This is a genomic window from Burkholderia mycopellens, assembly GCF_964265025.1.
GTDB lineage: Bacteria > Pseudomonadota > Gammaproteobacteria > Burkholderiales > Burkholderiaceae > Burkholderia.
Window position 1 is genome coordinate 1,942,935 of sequence record NZ_OZ183803.1, and the last position, 20,679, is coordinate 1,963,613.

Genomic DNA, 20,679 nt, shown 5'->3' on the forward strand with positions numbered 1-20,679 from the left:
CGCCCTCCGCGCGCTTGCACCCCATTTCAACGCTCAGATGGACGTCACCGCTACCCGCCCTGCCGCCAGTGCGCTCGACGTGTTCCACCCGGCCGTCGCCGCGTGGTTCCGGCGCACGTTCGCCGCGCCCACCGGCGCGCAGGCGCTTGCGTGGCCGCACATCAAGGCCGGGCGCTCGACGCTGGTCGCCGCGCCGACCGGTTCCGGCAAGACGCTCACCGCGTTCCTGTGCGCGCTCGACGAGCTGGTGCGCGATGCGCTGGCGCACGACGGCACGCTGCCCGACGCAACGCTCGTCGTGTACGTGTCGCCGCTGAAAGCGCTGTCGAACGACATCCACGTGAACCTCGATGCGCCGCTTGCCGGCATCGCCGAATCGCTCGCGCAACTCGGCCTGCCGGTGCCGGCGATCCGCACCGCCGTGCGCACCGGCGACACGACGCAGGCCGAGCGCGCCGCGCTGCGCAAGCGCGCGCCGCACATCCTCGTCACGACGCCAGAGTCGCTGTACGTGCTGCTGTCGTCCACGTCGGGGCGGCAGATGCTGTCGAACGTGCGCTCGGTCATCGTCGACGAAATCCATGCGCTCGCGTCGTCGAAGCGCGGCAGCCATCTCGCGTTGTCGCTCGAGCGTCTCGACGCGCTGGCCGGACGTGCGCTGCCGCGGATCGGGCTGTCGGCCACGCAAAAGCCGATCGACGCGGTCGCGCGCTTCCTGGTAGGCGGCCCGGCCGACGCGCCGCGTGACTGCACGATCATCGACACCGGCCACACGCGCGAGCGCGACCTCGCGCTCGAACTGCCGAACGTGCCGCTCGAGCCCGTGATGGCAACCGACGTGTGGGAACAGGTGTACGACCGCATCGCCGGGCTCGCGGCCGCGCATCGCACGACGCTGGTGTTCGTCAACACACGGCGCACCGCCGAGCGCATGGCGCGCCATCTCGCCGACCGGCTGGGCAAGGAAGCGATCGCCGCCCATCACGGCAGCCTCGCGAAGGAGCACCGCTTCGACGCCGAGCAGCGCCTGAAGCGAGGCGAACTGAAGCTGCTCGTCGCCACCGCATCGCTCGAACTCGGCATCGATATCGGCGACGTCGATCTCGTCTGCCAGGTCGGCTCGCCGCGCGGGATCGCACCGTTCCTCCAGCGCGTCGGCCGCTCCGGGCACCATGTCGGCGGCGTACCGAAAGGCCGGCTGTTCCCGCTGTCGCGCGACGAACTCGTCGAGTGCGCCGCGCTGCTCGATTGCGTGCAGCGCGGCGAACTCGACACGCTGCGCATTCCCGAAGCGCCGCTCGACGTGCTCGCGCAACAGATCGTCGCCGAAGTGGCGTGCACGGAATGGCAGGAAGACGCACTGTATGCGAGCTTCACACGCGCGGCGCCGTATGCACGGCTGACGCGCGAGCGCTTCGACGAAGTGATGAAGATGCTCGCCGAAGGCTTCACGAGCCGGCGCGGCGTGCGCGGTGCCTACCTGCATCGCGATATTGTCGGCGGCACCGTGCGCGGGCGCCGCAACGCGATGATGACCGCCACCACGTCGGGCGGCACGATCCCCGACATGGCCGACTACGCGGTGCTGCTCGAACCGCAGGGCATCCAGGTCGGCACGGTCAACGAGGATTTCGCGATCGAGAGTCTCGCGGGCGACGTGTTCCAGCTGGGCAACCAATCGTACCGGATCATTCGCGTGGAAACGGGCCGCGTGCGCGTCGAGGACGCGCAGGGCCAGTCGCCGAACCTCCCGTTCTGGCTCGGCGAGGCACCGGGGCGCAGCGACGAACTGTCGGCGGCGGTCGGCCGGCTGCGCGCGCGGCTCGACGGACTATTCGCCGAAGGCGACCGACAAGGGCATGCCGGAGGCGGTCAACGCACTGACGTCGACATTGGCGGGAAGACGGCGGCTGGAGTCAAGGCGACGACCCAAGCCAGGACCAAGGGCGGTGCAAAATCGACGCGACGTGTTGAAGCCGAAGCCGAAGCCGAAGCCGAAGCCGAAGCCGAAGCCGCGATCAGTGTACGAAACGACGGCGCCCGTGCCGCCCCTGCCTGCCCGGCCGAAAGCCGCCTCGCACCGGCGTTGCGCTGGCTCGTCGACGATCTTCACCTGTCGCCCGACGCCGCCCGCCAGATCACCGACTATCTCGCGCGCACGCGCGCCGTACTCGGCGCACTGCCGACGCAGGACACGCTCGTGATGGAGCGCTTCTTCGACGAATCGGGCGGCACGCAGCTCGTCATCCATTCGCCGTTCGGCAGCCGCATCAACCGCGCGTGGGGGCTCGCGCTGCGCAAGCGCTTCTGCCGCAGTTTCAACTTCGAGCTGCAGGCGGCCGCGACCGACGACGCGATCATCCTGTCGCTGTCGCTCGCGCACAGCTTCGCACTCGACGAAGTGTGGCGCTACCTGCGTCCGGCGAGCGCCGAGCACGTGCTGATCCAGGCCCTGCTCGACGCGCCGATGTTCGGTGTGCGCTGGCGCTGGAACGCGACGACCGCGCTCGCGCTGCCGCGCTTCACCGGCGGCAAGCGCACCGCGCCGCAACTGCAGCGGATGAAGAGCGACGACCTGCTCGCGACCGTGTTCCCCGATCAGGTCGCGTGCCTCGAGAACATAGTCGGCGAGCGCGAGATACCGCATCACCCGCTCGTCGACCAGACGCTCGACGACTGCCTGCACGACGCGATGGACTCCGATGGCTGGCTTGCGCTGCTGCGCCGGATCGAAAGCGGCGCGATCGAGCTCGTCGCGCGCGACCTGCCCGCGCCGTCGCCGCTCGCGGCCGAGATCCTGAACGCGAAACCCTATGCGTTCCTCGACGATGCACCGCTCGAGGAACGCCGCACGCAGGCCGTGCAGTCGCGCCGCTGGAGCGATCCCGAATCGGCCGACGATCTCGGCACGCTCGACGCCGACGCGATCGATGCAGTGCGCGACGAAGCATGGCCACTCGTGCGCGATGCCGACGAAATGCACGACGCGCTGCTCACGCTCGCGTGCATCGCCGATAGCGAAGCACGCGCACACGAAGGCTGGCCCGACCGGCTCGCGACGCTCGCCGAACGCCGCCGCGCAACAAGACTCGTCGCGCCGAACGGTGCCGCCCTGTGGGTGCCGGTCGAACGGCTCGTGTGCGTGCGTGCGCTGCATCCCGACGCGCACACCGCGCCGGCGCTCAAGGTGCCGGCTGCCTGCGCGCAGCCGTGGGAAGCGGATGCCGCACTCGTCGACGTGATCCGCGCGCGGCTCACCGGCTTCGGCCCGCTTGCCCTCGATTCGATCGCGACACCGCTCGGGCTGCCGCCTGCGTCGATCGCGACGGCACTTGCGGCGCTGGAGCGCGAAGGCTATGTGATGCGCGGCCGGTTCACGCCGGGCGCGACGACGGATGAATGGTGCGAACGCCATCTGCTTGCGCGCATTCATCGCTATACGGTGAAGCGGCTGCGCCGCGAGATCGAGCCGGTCGAGCGCGCCGATTTCATGCGCTTCCTGTTCCACTGGCAACACCTGACGCCCGACACGCGCGGCACGGGCCGCGACGCACTCGCGGCCGTGGTCGAACAGCTCGAAGGCTACGAGGCCGCGGCAAGCGCCTGGGAAGACGCGCTGCTGCCCGCTCGGCTCACCGACTACATGGCAGGCGGGCTCGACGAGCTGTGCCGCTCCGGCAAGCTCGTGTGGACGCGCATCGGCGCACCGGCGCGCGCGGCCGGCACACCCGTGAAGACGACGCCGATCGTGCTGCTGCCGCGCCGCCACCTGTCCGCGTGGCAGGTGCTGCGCGATCCCGATGCGCAACCGGCACTGTCCGCGCGCGCCGCACAGGTGCGCGATGCCCTCGCCGCGCACGGCGCGATGTTCTTCGATGCGCTGCTCGACGACCTGCACATGCTGCCCGTCGAACTCGAACAGGCGCTCGGCGAACTCGTGTCGGCCGGCCTCGTGAATGCGGACAGCTACGCGGGCCTGCGTGCGCTGTTGAAGCCCGCCGTCAAGCGCAGCGCGACCTATGCGCCACGCACACGGCGCGGCGGCGCGCTGATCGGCGGGATGGACGACGCGGGCCGCTGGGCGCTCGTGCAACGTCACGCGCCGCCGGACGATGCGCCCGTGCCGAAACGCGACCAGGTTGCAACCGACCCCGATGCGCTCGAACACATCGCATGGACGCTGCTGCGCCGTTACGGCGTCGTGTTCTGGCGGCTGCTCGAACGCGAAGCCGACTGGCTGCCGAGCTGGCGCGAACTCGTGCGTGTCCTGCAGCGCCTCGAGGCGCGCGGCGAGATTCGCGGCGGACGCTTCGTCGCCGGGCTCGCAGGCGAGCAGTTCGCGCTGCCCGAAGCGATTCCGATCCTGCGCGAACTGCGGCGGCAACCGGGCGATGGACAGTACGTGTGCGTGACGGGCGCCGATCCGCTGAATCTCGCCGGCACGCTGCTGCCCGGCGACAAGGTGCCCGCGCTGGCCGGCAATCGCGTGCTGTTCCGCGACGGCGTGCCGGTCGCATCGCTGGTTTCGGGAGCGTTCCACTACGCGCCCGAGCTATCGCCCGCTGCCCGCGAGGATGCCCGCCTGCGGCTCGCGCGGCACTGCTGACATTGGCTGACAAGCGACACCGCACGGACTACTGATCGCCGGGGCGCGCTGCCGGCGTCGTTCGGGTAGCATCGAACGATTTTCCGCGCGGACGCGCGCGCCCAAACACAACGAAACTTCCGGAGACTGCTGTCCATGCCCTCGCATGTCGATTCACCCGCCGTGCATCACGCGGGCTCGCTGACGATTTTCCAGGGCGCCGCGCTGTATATCGGCGCGGTGCTCGGCACCGGCGTGATCGCGTTGCCCGCGCTCGCCGCGGAAGTTGCGGGCCCGGCATCGCTGCTCGCATGGGCCGCGCTGGTCGTGCTGTCCGGGCCGCTCGCCGCCACCTTCGCCGCACTCGGCGCGCGCTATCCCGACGCAGGCGGCGTCTCGACCTACGCCCGGCGTGCATTCGGCCCGAAGGCCGCGGCTATCGTCGGATGGTGCTTCTACTTCGCTGTACCGGCCGGCGCGCCGGCTGCCGCGATGTTCGGTGGCGCATACGTCGCGGCCGTCACCGGTGGCGGGCACACGACCGTCGTCGTCACGGCTGCCGCGCTGATCGCGATCGTGTCGGCCGCGAATGCATTCGGCGTCACCGTGTCAGGCCGCATGCAGCTCGTGTTGTCGGCACTGCTCGTCACGCTGTTGCTCGCCGCGGTGCTCGCCTCCGCGCCGCATGCGCGCACGGAGAACCTGCATCCGTTCGCGCCGCACGGCTGGCTCGCGGTCGGCCAGGCGGCCGCGCTGCTCGTGTGGAGTTTCGCCGGCTGGGAAGCGATCACGCATCTCGCGGCCGAATTCCACCGGCCCGCACACGACATGCCGCGCTCGGCCGGTATCGCGGTCGTGGTGGTCGGGTTCCTGTATCTGTCGGTTGCAGCCGCGAGCGTGACGGTGCTCGGGCCGTCCGCGGGCGGATCGGGGGCGCCGCTCGCCGAACTGATCGCGGGCGGCATCGGCGGTCATGCGCAGGTGCTGGCCGCCGCGGCCGCGGTGCTGCTCACGCTCGGCACGATGAACGCGTATTTCGCGGGCGCGGCCAAGCTCGGCGCGGCGCTTGGGCGCGACGGCGCGTTGCCCGCGTGGCTCGCGCATGGCAGCCAGGTCGGCGGCGTCCCGCGCCGCAGCCTCGGCGTGATCGCCACGCTCGCCGTAGTCGCACTGGCTGCGACGACGCTGACGGATGTCGGGCCGAAGCCCCTCGTGCTCGTCACGTCCGGGTGCTTCGTGATGGTGTACGGGCTCGGCGCGGCCGCCGCGCTGAAACTGCTGCCACGTGGCGGCATCGCGCACCGTTGTGCATGGATTTCGCTGGTCGCGGTCGCCGGGCTGTTCCTGGCGACCGGCTGGTACATCCTGTGCCCGTTGCTGCTCGCGGGCGGTGCGCTGCTTTATCTGCAGGTGGCCGGGCCGCGTCAGTGACCCGCCATGCGTGCTCGGGCCGACACTCGCCTGCTTGCGGCGACGCGCGGACTGATCATGACCGAACCGATGGCCAAAGCGCTGGCCGAACCGCTGGCCGGATTGCCGTCCACTCCGCCGCATGCATCACGCGCGGAGGTGCGGACTCGGCCGTCCGCCGATCCTTCATGCCCGTCAGGCCGGCACCAGCTCGAAGCTGAGCCGTTTGCCGAGCGCGGTGGCCGCGCTCGCGAGCGTCGCCAGCGTGAGGCTCGTGTCGGTTTCGTCGAGCAGCCGGTTGAGCGCGGCGCGGCTGGTCTTCATCCGTGCGGCCATCGCGGTTTTCGTGATGTGCTGCGCCTTCATCTCCTGCCCGATCTGCCACGCGATCACGCGCTTGATCGCGGTGGCGGTGGCCGCTTCGAGATTGCCGTCCTCTTCGAGGAAGGTATCGAAGTCGCTGCCGATATGCGGATTATTCGTGGTCGTCATGTCGTACTCCTGTGCATGGCGTTGCCGGCTGCCCGACCGTCGGAGACGGTGCGTTCAGGCACAACCGGAAATTCAAATGGCGTGCGTCAGCGCCTTCAGGCGCGCGACGGTGACGTCGAGGTCGTCCGACGGCGTGGCCCGCGACTGCTTGAAGAAGCCATGCAGCAGGACCATCGTGTCGCCCACGACTGTAAACAGCACGCGGGCGTTCCGCCCCGGCAGCATCACGCGGATCTCCCACAGATCCCGCGCCATCTTCCGGACCAGCGGCATGCCGAGCGGCCAGCCGAGTTGAACGGTCTTGATCTCTTCGCCGATCGCCCTTCGCTCCGCTTGCCCGAGCGCCTTGAGCCATTCGCGCACCGGCTCGTTGCCTCGGGCCGTGCAAAAGAACCGCACGCCGAGCGTGACCTGGATCTGCTGTCTCGTCATCGTCTTGACACCAATCGTACCAAAAACGATACGATATGCCAAGCACCACGAGGACGGCTACTGGCCGGATGGCCGGTCCGGAAGCGGAGATAGGAACCGAGCCGGGCTTGCCGCCCGGCCCGAAGGATCAGGGATTGCCGCGACCCGGCTTGCGCGCGGCGCGTGGCGTCCGGTGCGGGCGCTTGTCGCCGAACCGTGATCGTGCGATCTCGCGCACGGCATCGATCAGCGTCCGTGCGACCGGCGACGGCTGCGCATCGGTGCGCAGAATGAGCCCGACCGGCTCGTCGGTACCCGCGGATGGCAGCGGCAGGCGCGCCAGCGCACCGGCCGACAGATCGTATTCGGCCGCATAGAGCGGCACGAACCACACCGCGTCGTTCTCGAGCGCCAGCGCGCGCGCGACCGATACCGACAGCACCTCGATGAACGAATCCAGCGGCGGCGCGCCGCATGCACCGAGCAGTTGCTCGGCGGACTGGCGGATCAGCGTGCCGTACGGCGGCAGCACGACCGGATAGCGCGCGAGTTCGGTGGCCGGCGCCGCGCTCGACAGCAACGGATGCCCTGCACGCACGACGGCGACCAGCGGCTCGTTGTACAACTGCTCGAACGCGAGCCCGATCATCCGCTCCGGCTCCGACAGCCGCCCGATCGCGCACTCGATCGCACCGGACTTCAGGCGCTCGAGCAGATCGGCGTTCGCGGCCGTCGCGATCCGCACGACGACGCGCGGCCAGCGCTCGGCGAGCGCCTTCATCAACGCGGGCGCGAGCGATGCCGCGACGGTCGGCAGCATGCCGATTTCCAGCGTCGCCGCGGCGGCCCCTCCTTCGCGCGCGAGCAACCCGACGCCCTGCCGCAGCGCCAGCACGCACGCGTTCGCGTGCGGCATGAACAGCTGCGCCTCGCGGGTCGGCTGCGCACCCTGACGGCCACGCTCGAACAGCTTCACGCCGAGGATCGCCTCCAGCTCGGCAATCGTCTTCGACACAGCCGGCTGCGTGATCGACAGGCTTTCGGCCGCCTTCTGCACGCCGCCCAGTTGCGCGATCGCAAGAAAGCACTGCAGGTGCCGGAACTTGACGCGGCCGTCAGCGATACGGTTATTCATAACGACTCGTTATGCGATTGACGATGAAATGCCATTTTGCATAACTTTCCGGATAGTCCCAAGCACTCGACGCTGCATCACGCGTGACGCCGCAGTGCCTGGAAACCGGCCGGCTCCCACATCCGCTTCGCGATCAGCAAGCTGGTGCCATGCTTTTGCGCGAGCGGTGCGGACGACGATTCTGCATGGAGCGCGGCGGCCTTGCTGCGCAGCCGGCGCAGCTCCAGTTCGAGCTCCGCGGACGCAGCCTCGGTCAGCATCCCCTGCGAGAACGTCATCGTCTCGCCCTCCCCGTCGAAGCGGCTGTCGAGGAAATCGCCGAGTGCGTGCGCATGGAAGTAACGGCGGATCGGGCCGCCGGGCAGCCAGTCGAAATCGCGCGCGACGCGCACGCGAATCCGGTCGCCCGGCAACAGCGCGACGACGTTCATCCGGTCGAGCATCAGCAGGTATTTCACGCACTCGGCCTTCGTCACCTGATAGGCCGACACGATGTCCTCGACGGTCCAGTAGTTGATCGCGCACACGGCAACGAGCAGCAGTTTGTCGTCCGACACGAGCAGCGCTTCCTGCTGCTCGGTCAGCACGTGCAGCCTCGGCGCCGACGCGGACGCCTCCTGCACGAGCTCGGCCAGCGTATAGCCGAGCAGTTGCGCGATCTCCACGACACGCTCCAGCGTAAAGCGGCCGCTGGCGAACAGCCGCTTCACGCTTGTCTCGGAGACGTCGAGCGCACGTGCGACGTCGCGGTAGGTCATGCCCTGCGCCTTCAACTGGCGCTTCAGCATGTCGATAAGTTGGGCGGTTTCGGTCATTTTGGTATCGAAAAATGATGCTCCAGGTCAGATATTAGGCTACCTGAGCACGCAGATGAACACTTTCAGATACTTGTCTGCATAATCCGCTCCGTGCTGTCACTGAACGACGGAGCCGAAATGACCACCCGAACCGAAACCGCTGCCTACGAATCGCATCACACCGCCCCGCGCGATGCCCGCGACACGGATCGCACGATCCCGCTCGCCACGGTCCGCACGCTGGCCGCCAGCGCGCACGTCGGGGATCTCGTATTCATCCGCGTGCCGGCGAATGCGCCGCGCGACGCGGCAGGCGCGACGGGTGCGTGGGCCAATCGCTTCGGCATCGTCGTCGACACCTCGGGCGACGAGCCCGTGATCGCCGAATCGGCGTTTGCGTGGACGAAGCTCACGCCGCTGTCGCGCTTCGTCGCCCGGACCGACGGCGGACGCATCGCGCTGGCCCGTCGCGTCGCGGCACCGACCACCGAAGCGCAGCGCCGGATTCATTCAACGGCTGAACGGCGGATCGACGCGCTGCTCGGCAACCGCTTCAACCTGCGGACGCGGCGCGGGTTCTGCGCGAACTACGTGAGCGACGTGCTCGGCGCCGACCGGGATGCGACGCCGGCCGCACTGCTGCGCAGCGGCGCGCTGGCACTCGAATTCGACGGGATCGTGTTCGATCCCGGCCGCCAGTCATAACAGGCGCTCAGGGAGACCCGACAACAACAAGAACGACAACACAAAAAAACAGCGACGGGCTGGCTGGAGGGCCGTGCACGGGGTCGTCACCGACGACGCGAAGCCCGATCGCTTTTTCCGCCGGACAGGCATCCTGTCCGGCGGAATTTTCATTGGCGCGTCAAACATAATGAACAGTTATGCGATTAGCGAAAAAAGGTCATTTTGCATAACTTTCCGGATTAGCTAAAGTCCTGCCATCCACTTCGCGAAATACCTATCAGGAGACACCCGATGGATTCCCCCACGATCCTCACGCCGCGCGACTGGCCGTCGCATCCGGCCTACATCCACCCCGAGTACCGTTCGTCCGTGAAGCGCGGCCCGACGCGCCCGCTGATCCCGCTGAAGGAGAAGCTCCGCGACCAGTACGCGCCCGTCTACGGCGCCGAGGATCTCGGCGCACTCGACCATGACCTGACGAAGAACGCGGTGAAGAACGGCGAGCCGCTCGGCGAGCGCATGGTCGTCACGGGCCGCGTGCTCGACGAAGGCGGCAAGCCCGTGCGCAACACGCTCGTCGAGGTGTGGCAGGCGAACGCGGCCGGCCGCTACGTGCACAAGGTCGACCAGCACGACGCACCGCTCGACCCCAACTTCCTCGGCGCGGGCCGCTGCCTGACCGACAGCGAAGGCCGCTACCGCTTCCTGACGATCAAGCCCGGCGCGTACCCGTGGGGCAACCATCCGAACGCGTGGCGCCCGAATCACATCCACTTCTCGCTGTTCGGCGATTACTTCGGCTCGCGTCTCGTCACGCAGATGTATTTCCCCGGCGACCCGCTGCTCGCGTACGACCCGATCTTCCAGGGCACGCCCGAGGCCGCGCGCGATCGCCTGATCTCGCGCTTCTCGATGGACATCACCGAAGAAGGCTATGCGCTCGGCTACGAATTCGACATCGTGCTGCGCGGCCGCGACGCCACCCCGATGGAGCGCTGAACCATGACGACGCTGAAGCAAACCCCTTCGCAGACGGTCGGCCCGTATTTCGCGTACGGCCTGTGCCCGCAGCAATACGACTACGACCTGAAGAGCCTGTTCACGCCGACGATCGCCGCGGCACACGCCGAAGGCGAGCACGTGCTGCTGGTCGGCCAGGTGTTCGACGGCGACGGCAACGTCGTCGGCGACGCGGTGCTCGAATTCACGCAGGTGGACGGCGCCGGCCGCTACCCCGCGTCGCGCGACGACATCGCGAAATCCGGCTTCACGGGCTTCGCGCGAGTCGGCACCGGCACCGATGCGCAGCAGCGCTTCGTCGTCGAGACAGTGAAGCCGGGCCGCATCGCCGCCGACGAAGCGCCGCACATCAACGTGACCGTGATGATGCGCGGGATCCTCACCCACGCGTTCACGCGCGTGTACTTCGACGACGAAGCCGCCGCGAACGCAGCCGACCCCGTGCTGAACGCCGTGCCGGCCGAGCGCCGAGCGACGCTCGTCGCGAAACGCGACGCGCAGCCGGGCCGCCCGGTCGTCTATCGCTTCGACATCCGCATGCAGGGGCCGGACGAAACCGTGTTCTTCGACGTGTAACGCGCATGCCGGCGCACGCCGGCTTCGCCCGCTACCGCACCGCCGCGTGGCGCGATACCGACAGGCATCGCGCCACGCGGCGTTTTTCGTGTTCCGCCGTCATCATTCGATGCTGCGGCGCGTTGCGCCGGGTCATGCGTGCCGATGCCCGTTATCGCGGGCTTCCGCCCCCTGTATCGAACGCGCGATTGAAACGCATGCTGCGACCGCACACAACTCGTCGATTCCGCAGGATATCGTTTGCGCGTTATGCGGCGTATGCTTCGTTATCCAGAACAGCACCCCGGGATTGAATCGCGATCGGCAACAATGACGCATGTCATGCGCGACACCGCCCGGCAGGCTGTGCGCGCATTTTTTCTGACCGAGTGCCTTTAAACGCGTCTGACCGAAGTTGGCAGGCGCGTATTTTTTGGCGGCAGCCGGCGCACCGGTCCGGCGTGCGCCGACTCCCTCCGGTTAGCGCCGAATCTCCAGATAGCGGCTCGGCGTATCGCCCAGAATGCGGCGAAACGCCGACGTGAACGCGCTGGCGCTCGCGTACCCGAGATCGAGCGCGACGCGCGTCACCGGCTGCCCGTCGCTCAGGCGTGCGATCGCCGCGAGCATGCACACCTGCTGGCGCCATGCGGCAAAACTCACCCCCGTCTGCGCGCGAAACTGCCGCGTGAACGTGCGGCGGCTCACGCCTGCATCGGCAGCCACCTGGTCGAGATCGGCCGCGATCGACGGCGACGCGAACAGATGCCGGCACACCTTCGCCAGCCGTGCGTCGGCAGGCAGCGGCGCATGCAGCGACAGGCGCGGCATCGTCGCGATTTCCGCGACCAGCAGCGCCATCAGCTTGCCCGCGCGCCCGCCGACGTCGTACAGGGCCGGCAGGTCGATCGCATCGTCGATCAGTTGCCGCAGCAGTGCGGACACACCATAGACACCGCACTGTTCGGGCAGGCCCGCCTCCCGCGCGGCGTCGCCGGACACGAACGTGTTGAGCATCGTGACCGGCCCGGTCATCGTCATTTCGTGCCGCACGCCGGCCGGCACCCAGCACGCGCGCTGCGGCGGCACCAGCCAGTGCCCGTGCGGCGTCGACACGCTGATCGTGCCGCGCGACGCGAACGCGAATTGCCCGCGCGCATGCGCGTGCGCCGGAAACGTCGTGCCCGCCGCATAGTCGTTGGCGGTCACGACCACGCTCCGGGGAATGTTTTCGTAGGGATCTAACAACGTATTTCTCACGGCCCGAATTCCATCATCAATGACCCGATATCGAAGGCGGGTCTCCTTCGCGCGATTTACGATCCGCTCCACCCTTGCGCGACCTGACGGCCGCAAGACCCGTCGGCCTGATCGGCCGGTTTACTGCATCGGAGCGGACATGCCGAATACGTTTCATCGCGTGGGGAACGGCCCCCACCCTGTTCTTGTACTGCCCGGCTGGTTCGGCGACGCCCACGCGTTCGAACCCGTCGAAGCATGGCTGTCGCGTGACCACTTCAGCTATGTATTCATGGACTACCGAGGTTACGGCCAGATGCGCGACTCGGCGGGCCGCTACACGATCGACGAGATCGCCGCCGACGCGCTCGCGCTGGCCGACGCGCTCGATTTCGCGACCTTCAGCGTCGTCGGGCACTCGATGGGTGCGATGGCGGCCGAGAAAATCGCCGTCATCGCGCCCGGGCGCGTGCGCGCGCTGGTACCGATCACGCCCGTGCCGTGCGGCGGCCTGCCGTTCGACGCGGAGAAGCGCGCGCTATTCGAACGCGCCGCCAACCACGTCGCCGATCGCCGGACCATCATCGATCGCAGCACCGGCGGCCGGCTGCCCGCCGCCTGGGTCGAGTGGAAAGCCGCGTATTCGGCAGCCCGTTCGTCGCCGACGGCGTTCGGCGCGTACTTCCGCGCGTGGGCCGACACGGATTTCAGCGACGAGATCGCCGGCATCCACCCGGTGAAAGTGCTGATCGGCGAGCACGATCCGGCGTTCGACGCGGCGCTGATGGCCCGCACCTACCTGCGGCGCTATCCGCTCGCCACCGTCGACGTGCTGCGCAATGCGGGCCACTACCCGATGAACGAGACGCCGCTCGCGCTGGTCGCGGCGATGGAAGCGTTCCTGCTCGCCGTGAACACGAGCCCCGCCGGCGACCACTGACGACGCGCGGCGCGCAGGCAGCATGGCGTTGACCCGCATCACCGCAGCATGAACGACATCGCCGACAGACTGTTCAGCGTGCGCACCGCGTGCTCGACCGAAGGCCCGTCGAAGCGCAGCGTCACCGCATCGACGCGCGCCAGCGACGGTAGCACGCAGAACAGGTCGGCCAGCGCCGCCGTCTGCACGCGCAGCGTGCAAGCGGCCGGCGCGGGCCGATGGGCGCCGGCGCGCACACCTGCCGACAGTGCGTGCGCGACCGCTTCGCGCGCAGCCGTCGCGATCCGCGCACACGACGCGGCGGGCGTGAGCGTATCGCCGCTCGATGCGCCGCCGGCCGTCTTGACCGTCTCGAAATGCGCATCCGGAAACAGCGGCTGCGTTTCCTCGGCGAATACGTCGTCGCCGGTGGCCAGCGCGACGTGCGCGCCATATTCCCGCGCCAGCGCGCCGTACAGCCCGGCTTCGCCGAGTTCGACGCCGTTCAGCCATACCTGCGTGAACGCAAAGCTGTTGATCGTGTGCGCTAGTACGCCGCGGGTCTGCGATTTCGCGTGATAGCCGATCATGAACACGAGGTCCGGCCGCTGTTCGAGGCCCGCCATCATCCCGAGCGTGCGCGGCTTGCCGAGCACGACGCGCGCACGCGCATCGAGCCCGTCGGGCAGCAGGTTACGGAAGCCTCCATGCGAATCGTTGACCCACACCGCCTGCGCACCGCCCATGAACGCGCCTTCGATCGCCGCGTTCGCCTCGGCGGTCATCCAGCGACGCGCACGCTCGTATTCCGGATTGCCGGCGCGCGTCTGCTCGGTGGCGAACACGCCGGCGACGCCCTCGATGTCGGTCGAAATCAGGATCTTCATGAATAGTTGGGACGGTGTGCGTTGAGCAGAGAGTCGAGATCGGGCACCGCATCGCGCAGCGATTGCCGCACATGGCCATCGCGCCCGGCCACCGTCACGGCCTGCAGCAATGCATCGGCGATGGCGTGCTCGACGCTTTCGGCCGCGGCCATGAACAGCGGATCGAGCGCCGCATCGGCGACGAGGGCCGGCAGCGCGACCGTCGACGCGTCGTGCGCGATCGTGTAAGCGGTGGAGAAGGCAAGCGCGATGTCGCCGCTGCCGTGCCCGTAGACCGAGCCCGTGCGGGCCAGCCCCGCGCCCGCGCGGCGCGCGAGCCGCGATAGTTGCCGCGCATCGAGCGGCGCATCGGTGGCCAGCAACAGGATGATCGAGCCCTGCTCGGGCGGTGCCGCGCGCGCAGCCTCGGCCGCACGCCGTTGCGCGACGATGCGCCCGAGCGGCACGCCGCCGAGCGTCAGCATCGGCAGCCGGCCGAAATTCGCGAGCACGAGCGCGCCGACCGTATAAGGCCGCCCGGCCGCGACGGCGACGCGCGATGCCGAACCGAGCCCGCCCTTCAGGTCGAAGCTCGACATCCCGCGCCCGGCACCCACCGCGCCGCGTGCGACGTCACGCGACGCCGTGCGGCACGCGTCGTCGTAATGCGCGGCCGTGACCGCGAACGCCTGGATATCGTTCAGATAGCCGTCGTTGCACTCGAACACCAGCGGGTTGACGGTCGACCAGTCGCGGCCGATCTGCGGATTCGCCGCGATCGCCGCGCGAATCTGCGCCTGCGCGACCGCGCCGACGCCGAACGTATTGGTCAGCGCGATCGGCGTATCGAGCGTGCCAAGCTCCTCGACCTGCACGAGCCCGACACTCTTGCCGAACCCGTTGATCACGGCAACCCCCGCCGGCACCTTGCAGCGGTACACGTCGCCCGGATGCGGCTTCACGACGGTCACGCCCGTCTGCACGTTTCCGGCATCGAGCGTGCAATGGCCGACCGTCACGCCCGGCACGTCGGCGATCGTGCCGCGCGGCCCGGCCGGCAGCATCGCCGTCCACATCGGTGAAGTGCGCATCAACGGCGCTCCAGCTTCGGATCGAGCGCGTCGCGCAGCCCGTCGCCGAGCAGGTTGAACGCGAGCACGGTCAGGAAGATCGCGAGGCTCGGGAAGATCGCGATGTGCGGCGCCGTCACCATGTCCGCACGCGCCTCGTTGAGCATCGCGCCCCACTCCGGCGTCGGCGGCTGCGCGCCGAGCCCGAGGAACGACAGGCTCGCGGCCGTGATGATCGACGTGCCGATCCGCATCGTGAAGTAGACGACGACCGACGACACGGTACCCGGCAGGATGTGCCGCATGATGATCGTCCAGTCCGACGCGCCGATGCTGCGCGCGGCTTCGACATAGGTCATGTGCTTGAGCATCAGCGTGTTGCCGCGCACCAGCCGTGCGAACGCCGGGATGCTGAAGATCGCGACCGCGCAGATCACGTTGACCATCCCGTTGCCGAGGATCGCGACCACGCCGATCGCGAGCAGGATGCCCGGGAACGCGAACAGCACGTCGGCCACACGCATCGTGATGCGGTCCCACCAGCCTTCGTAGTAACCGGCGAGCAGCCCGAAGAACGTGCCGATCACCGCGCCGAGCGCGACCGAGAAGAAGCCGGCCGCGAGCGAGATGCGCGTGCCCGCGACGATCCGGCTGAAGATGTCGCGACCGAGCGAATCGACGCCGAACCAGTGCACGGCCGACGGCCCCGCATTCAGCGCGTCGTAGTCGAAATAGTTCTCCGGATCGAACGGCACGATGTGCGGGCCGACGAACGCCAGCACGACGAGCGCCAGCACGAAGCCGCCCGCGACGAGCGCGACGGTCTGCTTGCGGAACTTGCGCCAGAATTCGCGCCACGGCGTGCGGATCGCGGTCGGTGCGGCCGGCGCCGCGGTCTGGACTGTCGCGTTCATGCGTGCCTCACTTGAACCGGATGGTCGGGTTGATGACCGCGTACAGCACGTCGACGGTCAGGTTGATCAGGATGAACTCGAGCGAAAACAGCAGCACGATCGCCTGGATCACGGGGTAGTCGCGCATCGTCACCGCATCGACGAGCAGGCGCCCGAGCCCCGGCCAGTTGAACACGACCTCGACGACGATCGAGCCGCCGAGCAGGAAACCGAACTGCAGCCCCATCATCGTGACGACCGGAATCATCGCGTTGCGCAGGCAGTGCTTGAGCACCACCATCGGCTCGTGCACGCCCTTCGCGCGCGCGGTGCGCACGAAATCCTCGTTCAGCACCTCGACGAACGACGCTCGCGTGAAGCGCGCCATCACGGCCGCGACCGCGGCGCCGAGCGTCAGCGACGGCAGCACGTAGCTTTTCCACGAGCCGTCCGGCACGACCGGCAGCCAGCCGAGCTTCACCGAGAAGATTTCCATCAGCAGCATGCCGAGCGCGAACGCGGGAAACGAGATGCCCGACACTGCGAGCGTCATGCCGAGGCGGTCCGGCCAGCGGTTGCGCCACACCGCCGACGCGATCCCGATCGCCATCCCGAACGCCGTCGCCCACACCATGCTGACGAGCGTCAGCATCAGCGTCGGCATGAAGCGTTCGCCGATCTCGGTCGAGACCGGCCGCTTGCTGCGCGTCGACATGCCGAAGTCGCCGTGCGCGATCTTCGTGAAGAAGGTCATGAACTGCGCGGGCAGCGGTCGGTCGAGCCCGAGATCGGCACGCACGAGCGCGACCGTCGCGTCGTCGGCTTCGGGGCCGGCCGCGAGCCGCGCCGGATCGCCCGGCAGCAGGTGGACGAACAGGAACACCAGCACCGCGACGATCGCGAGCGTGGGCAGCAGGCCGAACAGGCGTTTGACGAGAAAATTCAGCATGGGGCACCGATCGAATCAGCGTGCCGGCGGCTTGCGCCGCCGGCACCGCATGGCGGACGAACCGCCGTCATCACCACTGTCATTTCAGCGAGATTTCGTCGAAATTGAACGAGCCGTCCGGCATCACGTATGCGCCCTGCAACCGCTTGCTGCGTGCATACACGATCTTCTCCTGCACGAGGAAGATCCACGGCGCATCGGTCCAGATCTGCTTCTGCGCATCGGCGTAGAGGTCGGCCTTCTTCGCGCGATCGACCGTTTCGAGCGCCTTCGTCAGGTCGCCGTCGACCGTGTCGTTCTTGTAGTACGCGGTGTTGACGAGCTTCGGCGGCGCCGACGCGCCGGCGAGCAGCGGCGTGATCGCCCAGTTCGCTTCACCCGTCGACGACGACCAGCCGATGTAGTACATCCGCACCGGCGCCTTAGCCGGATCCGGCGCGCTCTCGACCTTCGCGACGCGCTCGCCGGCTTCCAGCGCCTGCACCTGCACCTTCACGCCGACCTGCGCGAGCTGCTGCTGCACGAACTGGATCGCCTTCTGCGACGTCGAGTTGTTATAGGCGGACCACAGCGTCGTCTCGAAGCCGTTCGGATAGCCGGCTTCCTTCAGCAGCGCGCGTGCCTTCGCCGGGTCGTACGGCCACGGGCCCAGCTTCGTCGCGTAGTCGACACCCTGCGGCACCACGCCGGTCGACGGCGTCGCGAAGCCGGAGAACGCGACCTTCGCGAGCGCTTCCTTGTTCACCGCGTAGTTCAGCGCCTGCCGCACCTTCGGATTGTCGAACGGCTTCTGCAGCATGTTCAGCGACACGTAGCGCTGCACGATCGACGGCCGCTCCACGATGTCGACCTTCGGGTTGCCCTTCAGGTCGACCGCCTGCTCGAACGGGATGCGGAACGCGAAATCGGCTTCACCCGTCTTGATCAGCGCGGCGCGCGTGTTGTTGTCGACCACCGGCTTCCAGTCGATCGCGTCGATCTTCGGATAGCCCTTCTTCCAGTAGCCGGCGAACTTCTTCACCTTCAGGTCGTCGGTCTGCTTCCATTCGACGAACTCGAACGGGCCCGTGCCGACCGGATGCAGCGCGATGTCGCGGCCCCACTTCTTCAGCGCAGCCGGCGAGATCATCACGGCCGACGGGTGCGCAAGCGTGTTGATCAGCGCCGAGAACGGCTCGCGCAGCGTGATCTTCACCGTGTACGGATCGACCACTTCGGTCTTCTCGATCACGCGGAACATGTTGTAGCGCTTCAGGTGGTTCGCGGGATCGGTCACGCGGTCGAAGTTCGCCTTCACGGCCGCCGCGTTGAAATCGGTGCCGTCGTGGAACTTCACGCCCTGGCGCAGCTTGATCGTGTAGACCTTCGCATCGGGGCTCGCGTCGTAGCCTGTCGCCAGCACGTTGACAAGCTTCATGTCCTTGTCGAAGCCGAACAGCCCCTGGTAGAACGACTTGACGACGGCCTGCGACACCGTGTCGTTCGCGTCGTACGGGTCCATCGTCGTGAACGTCGAATCCACCGCCATCACCGCGGTCTGCTGCGCGAACGCGGGCACTGCGGCCGACAGCGCGAACGCGCCGGCGAGCGCGACGAAACACGCGCGCGGACGAAACATCGGGAACGAATGCTGCTTGGTCATGTTGCTGGGCTCCTATCGGTGAATCGGTGACGCCTCACGGGCGTTTCGGTTTCGACTTCCTGCACGCTCGCGCACCGCCGTCGCGATGCATGTCTTCAGTACGCGCCGCCGACGCGGTGCGTCGCGACGTAATGATCGGGGCCGACCGCGACGAGCGGCGCGACGACCGGCTCGTCGCCGACCGCGCGGATCGGGCTCGGAATCTCGTCCGCCGCAAGCTGGCGCGGCGCATGCCGGCGCGCGGGGTCGGCCACCGGCACCGCGCTCATCAGCTTCTTCGTATACGGATGTTGCGGCGCCTCGAAGACCGCTCGACGCGGGCCGATCTCGACGATCTGGCCGAGATACATCACCGCGACCCGATGGCTGATGCGCTCGACCACGGCCATGTCGTGCGAGATGAACAGGTACGCGACGCCGAGCTCGCGCTGCAGGTCGAGCATCAGGTTGACGATCTGCGCCTGCACCGACACGTCGAGTGCCGACACCGATTCGTCGGCGATCACGACCTTCGGGTTCAGCGCGAGCGCACGCGCGATCGCGATCCGCTGGCGCTGGCCGCCCGAGAATTCGTGCGGATAGCGGCGCGCGGCCTCCGGCGGCAGGCCGACTTTGTCGAGCAGCCAGTCGACGCGCGCCTGCGCGTCGCGGCCGCTCGCGACGCCATGCACGAGCAGCGGCTCCATGATCGAGAAGCCGACGGTCAGGCGCGGGTTCAGCGACGCGAACGGATCCTGGAAGATGAACTGGATGTTCCGGCGCAGCGCCTGCAGCTCCGGGCCCTTCAGCGCGCTGATGTCGCGGCCGTCGAACTCGATCGAGCCGCTCTGCGATTCGACGAGGCGCAGCAGCGAACGGCCGGTGGTCGACTTGCCGCAGCCCGATTCGCCGACCAGCGCGAGCGTCTCGCCCGCGCGCAGCTCGAAGCTCACGCGCTCGACCGCATGCACGTATTGCGACACACGGCCGAACACGCCGCTCTTCACCGGGAAGCGCGTCACGAGATCGCGCACGCGCAGGATCGGCGGCGCAGACCGATCGACGGGCGGCTGCGCCTCGTCGTTCGCGGCGGGGGCGGGCGACGCCGCCGGTGCTGCCGCGCTCGCGCCCTCCACCTTCAGCAGCGGGAATTTCTCGGGCGCATCGGTGCCCTGCATCGAGCCGAGTTTCGGCACGGCCGCGAGCAGCGCGCGCGTGTAGCGATGCTCGGGCGCCGCGAAGATGCGCTCCGATTCGCCCTCCTCGACCTTCTCGCCGCGATACATCACGAGCACGCGGTCGGCCACTTCGGCCACCACGCCCATGTCGTGCGTGATGAAGATCACGCCCATGTTCATTTCGTCCTGCAGCCCGCGCACCAGTTGCAGGATCTGCGCCTGGATCGTCACGTCGAGCGCGGTCGTCGGCTCGTCGGCGATCAGCAGCGAGGGCCGGCACGACAGCGCCATCGCGATCATCACGCGCTGCCGCATCCCGCCCGACAGCTGGTGCGGATAGCGCGCGAACACGCGGCGCGCCTCCGGGATGCGCACGAGTTCGAGCAGCCGCAGCGTCTCCGCGCGCGCTTCCGACATGCTTTTCGACTGATGCAGCGCGATCGCCTCGCTGATCTGGTCACCGACGGTAAACACCGGGTTCAGCGACGTCATCGGCTCCTGGAAGATCATCGCGATGTCCGCGCCGCGAATGCCGCGCATCGTCGCGCCGCTGGCCTGCGCAAGATCGACCAGCGCGCCGCCGCGCCGGCGGAACGCGATCCGGCCGTTCGTGATCGCGCCGCCGCCATGCTCGACGAGCCGCATCAGCGCGAGCGAGGTGACCGACTTGCCCGAACCCGATTCGCCGACGATCGCGAGCGTCTCGCCGCGATCGACGTGAAACGACACGTTGCGCACCGCGTCGAACGTCGCGCCTTCGCGGCGGAACGTGACCGACAGGTCGTCGACGGCCACCACGCGCTGCTCGGGCAGCACCAGGCCGGACGGGTTACGGCTCGAAGTCATCGTGGG

General features: G+C 68.4%; 17 protein-coding genes. 6 read left to right on the forward strand and 11 right to left on the reverse strand.

From position 1 onward, the window contains the following. Window positions 1-37: 37 nt before the first annotated feature. Both ACPTTC_RS26965 and ACPTTC_RS26970 read left to right on the forward strand, forming a co-directional pair. On the forward strand, window positions 38-4,606 hold the full coding sequence (locus ACPTTC_RS26965; protein WP_423394654.1) for an Lhr family helicase: 4,569 nt from the start codon (window positions 38-40) through the stop codon (window positions 4,604-4,606). Window positions 4,607-4,741: 135 nt separating this feature from the next. Then, on the forward strand, window positions 4,742-6,016 hold the full coding sequence (locus tag ACPTTC_RS26970; RefSeq protein ID WP_423394655.1) for an APC family permease: 1,275 nt from the start codon (window positions 4,742-4,744) through the stop codon (window positions 6,014-6,016). Window positions 6,017-6,190: 174 nt separating this feature from the next. On the opposite strand, the gene ACPTTC_RS26975 is transcribed toward ACPTTC_RS26970, so the two are convergent. The 4 genes from ACPTTC_RS26975 to ACPTTC_RS26990 all read right to left on the reverse strand — a co-directional run bounded on the left by ACPTTC_RS26975 (window position 6,191) and on the right by ACPTTC_RS26990 (window position 8,848). After that, complete coding sequence (locus tag ACPTTC_RS26975; protein WP_011658604.1) at window positions 6,191-6,487, reverse strand: XRE family transcriptional regulator; 297 nt, start codon at window positions 6,485-6,487, stop codon at window positions 6,191-6,193. A 72-nt stretch (window positions 6,488-6,559) separates the two neighbouring features. After that, a complete protein-coding gene (locus ACPTTC_RS26980; protein ID WP_423394656.1) occupies window positions 6,560-6,919 on the reverse strand; it encodes a type II toxin-antitoxin system RelE/ParE family toxin in 360 nt (119 codons plus the stop codon). Window positions 6,920-7,046: 127 nt separating this feature from the next. Beyond that, entirely contained in the window at window positions 7,047-8,033 is a 987-nt protein-coding gene (gene pcaQ, locus ACPTTC_RS26985) for a pca operon transcription factor PcaQ (RefSeq protein WP_423394657.1), read from the reverse strand. A gap of 77 nt (window positions 8,034-8,110) precedes the next feature. Further along, entirely contained in the window at window positions 8,111-8,848 is a 738-nt protein-coding gene (locus ACPTTC_RS26990; RefSeq protein ID WP_175950512.1) for a helix-turn-helix domain-containing protein, read from the reverse strand. Window positions 8,849-8,968: 120 nt separating this feature from the next. On the opposite strand from ACPTTC_RS26990, the gene ACPTTC_RS26995 reads away from it, so the two are divergent. The 3 genes from ACPTTC_RS26995 to pcaG all read left to right on the forward strand — a co-directional run bounded on the left by ACPTTC_RS26995 (window position 8,969) and on the right by pcaG (window position 11,113). Beyond that, on the forward strand, window positions 8,969-9,535 hold the full coding sequence (locus ACPTTC_RS26995; RefSeq protein WP_423394658.1) for a YiiX/YebB-like N1pC/P60 family cysteine hydrolase: 567 nt from the start codon (window positions 8,969-8,971) through the stop codon (window positions 9,533-9,535). 273 nt (window positions 9,536-9,808) lie between these two features. Continuing rightward, window positions 9,809-10,516 (forward strand): protocatechuate 3,4-dioxygenase subunit beta, encoded by a 708-nt coding sequence (pcaH, locus tag ACPTTC_RS27000; RefSeq protein WP_175968287.1) that lies wholly within the window; start codon window positions 9,809-9,811, stop codon window positions 10,514-10,516. A 3-nt stretch (window positions 10,517-10,519) separates the two neighbouring features. Then, window positions 10,520-11,113 (forward strand): protocatechuate 3,4-dioxygenase subunit alpha, encoded by a 594-nt coding sequence (gene pcaG / locus ACPTTC_RS27005; RefSeq protein WP_085037803.1) that lies wholly within the window; start codon window positions 10,520-10,522, stop codon window positions 11,111-11,113. 459 nt (window positions 11,114-11,572) lie between these two features. Here the strand turns inward: pcaG and ACPTTC_RS27010 are convergent, their stop codons facing one another. Further along, on the reverse strand, window positions 11,573-12,352 hold the full coding sequence (locus tag ACPTTC_RS27010) for an AraC family transcriptional regulator (protein ID WP_423394659.1): 780 nt from the start codon (window positions 12,350-12,352) through the stop codon (window positions 11,573-11,575). Window positions 12,353-12,491: 139 nt separating this feature from the next. Here ACPTTC_RS27010 and ACPTTC_RS27015 point away from each other — a divergent pair, with 139 nt between their 5' ends. Beyond that, the gene (locus ACPTTC_RS27015) at window positions 12,492-13,271 is read left to right on the forward strand and encodes an alpha/beta fold hydrolase (protein WP_423394660.1); all 780 of its coding nucleotides are present in this window, start codon (window positions 12,492-12,494) and stop codon (window positions 13,269-13,271) included. A 38-nt stretch (window positions 13,272-13,309) separates the two neighbouring features. On the opposite strand, the gene ACPTTC_RS27020 is transcribed toward ACPTTC_RS27015, so the two are convergent. The 6 genes from ACPTTC_RS27020 to ACPTTC_RS27045 form a co-directional block, all read right to left on the reverse strand. Next, the gene (locus ACPTTC_RS27020; RefSeq protein WP_423394661.1) at window positions 13,310-14,137 is read right to left on the reverse strand and encodes a M55 family metallopeptidase; all 828 of its coding nucleotides are present in this window, start codon (window positions 14,135-14,137) and stop codon (window positions 13,310-13,312) included. Beyond that, window positions 14,134-15,207 carry a P1 family peptidase gene (locus tag ACPTTC_RS27025; protein ID WP_423394662.1) on the reverse strand — a complete coding sequence of 358 codons (1,074 nt, stop codon included), beginning with the start codon at window positions 15,205-15,207 and terminating at the stop codon, window positions 14,134-14,136. Before ACPTTC_RS27025 ends, ACPTTC_RS27020 begins: the two co-directional genes overlap by 4 nt. Then, window positions 15,207-16,100, reverse strand: a complete 894-nt coding sequence (gene gsiD, locus ACPTTC_RS27030) for a glutathione ABC transporter permease GsiD (RefSeq protein WP_423394663.1) — start codon at window positions 16,098-16,100, stop codon at window positions 15,207-15,209. Before gsiD ends, ACPTTC_RS27025 begins: the two co-directional genes overlap by 1 nt. A 7-nt stretch (window positions 16,101-16,107) precedes the next feature. Beyond that, on the reverse strand, window positions 16,108-17,028 hold the full coding sequence (gene gsiC / locus ACPTTC_RS27035) for a glutathione ABC transporter permease GsiC (RefSeq protein ID WP_175950521.1): 921 nt from the start codon (window positions 17,026-17,028) through the stop codon (window positions 16,108-16,110). 79 nt (window positions 17,029-17,107) lie between these two features. Beyond that, a complete protein-coding gene (gsiB, locus tag ACPTTC_RS27040) occupies window positions 17,108-18,670 on the reverse strand; it encodes a glutathione ABC transporter substrate-binding protein GsiB (protein WP_226194833.1) in 1,563 nt (520 codons plus the stop codon). A 95-nt stretch (window positions 18,671-18,765) separates the two neighbouring features. After that, the gene (locus ACPTTC_RS27045; protein WP_423394664.1) at window positions 18,766-20,673 is read right to left on the reverse strand and encodes a dipeptide ABC transporter ATP-binding protein; all 1,908 of its coding nucleotides are present in this window, start codon (window positions 20,671-20,673) and stop codon (window positions 18,766-18,768) included. Window positions 20,674-20,679: the final 6 nt, after the last annotated feature.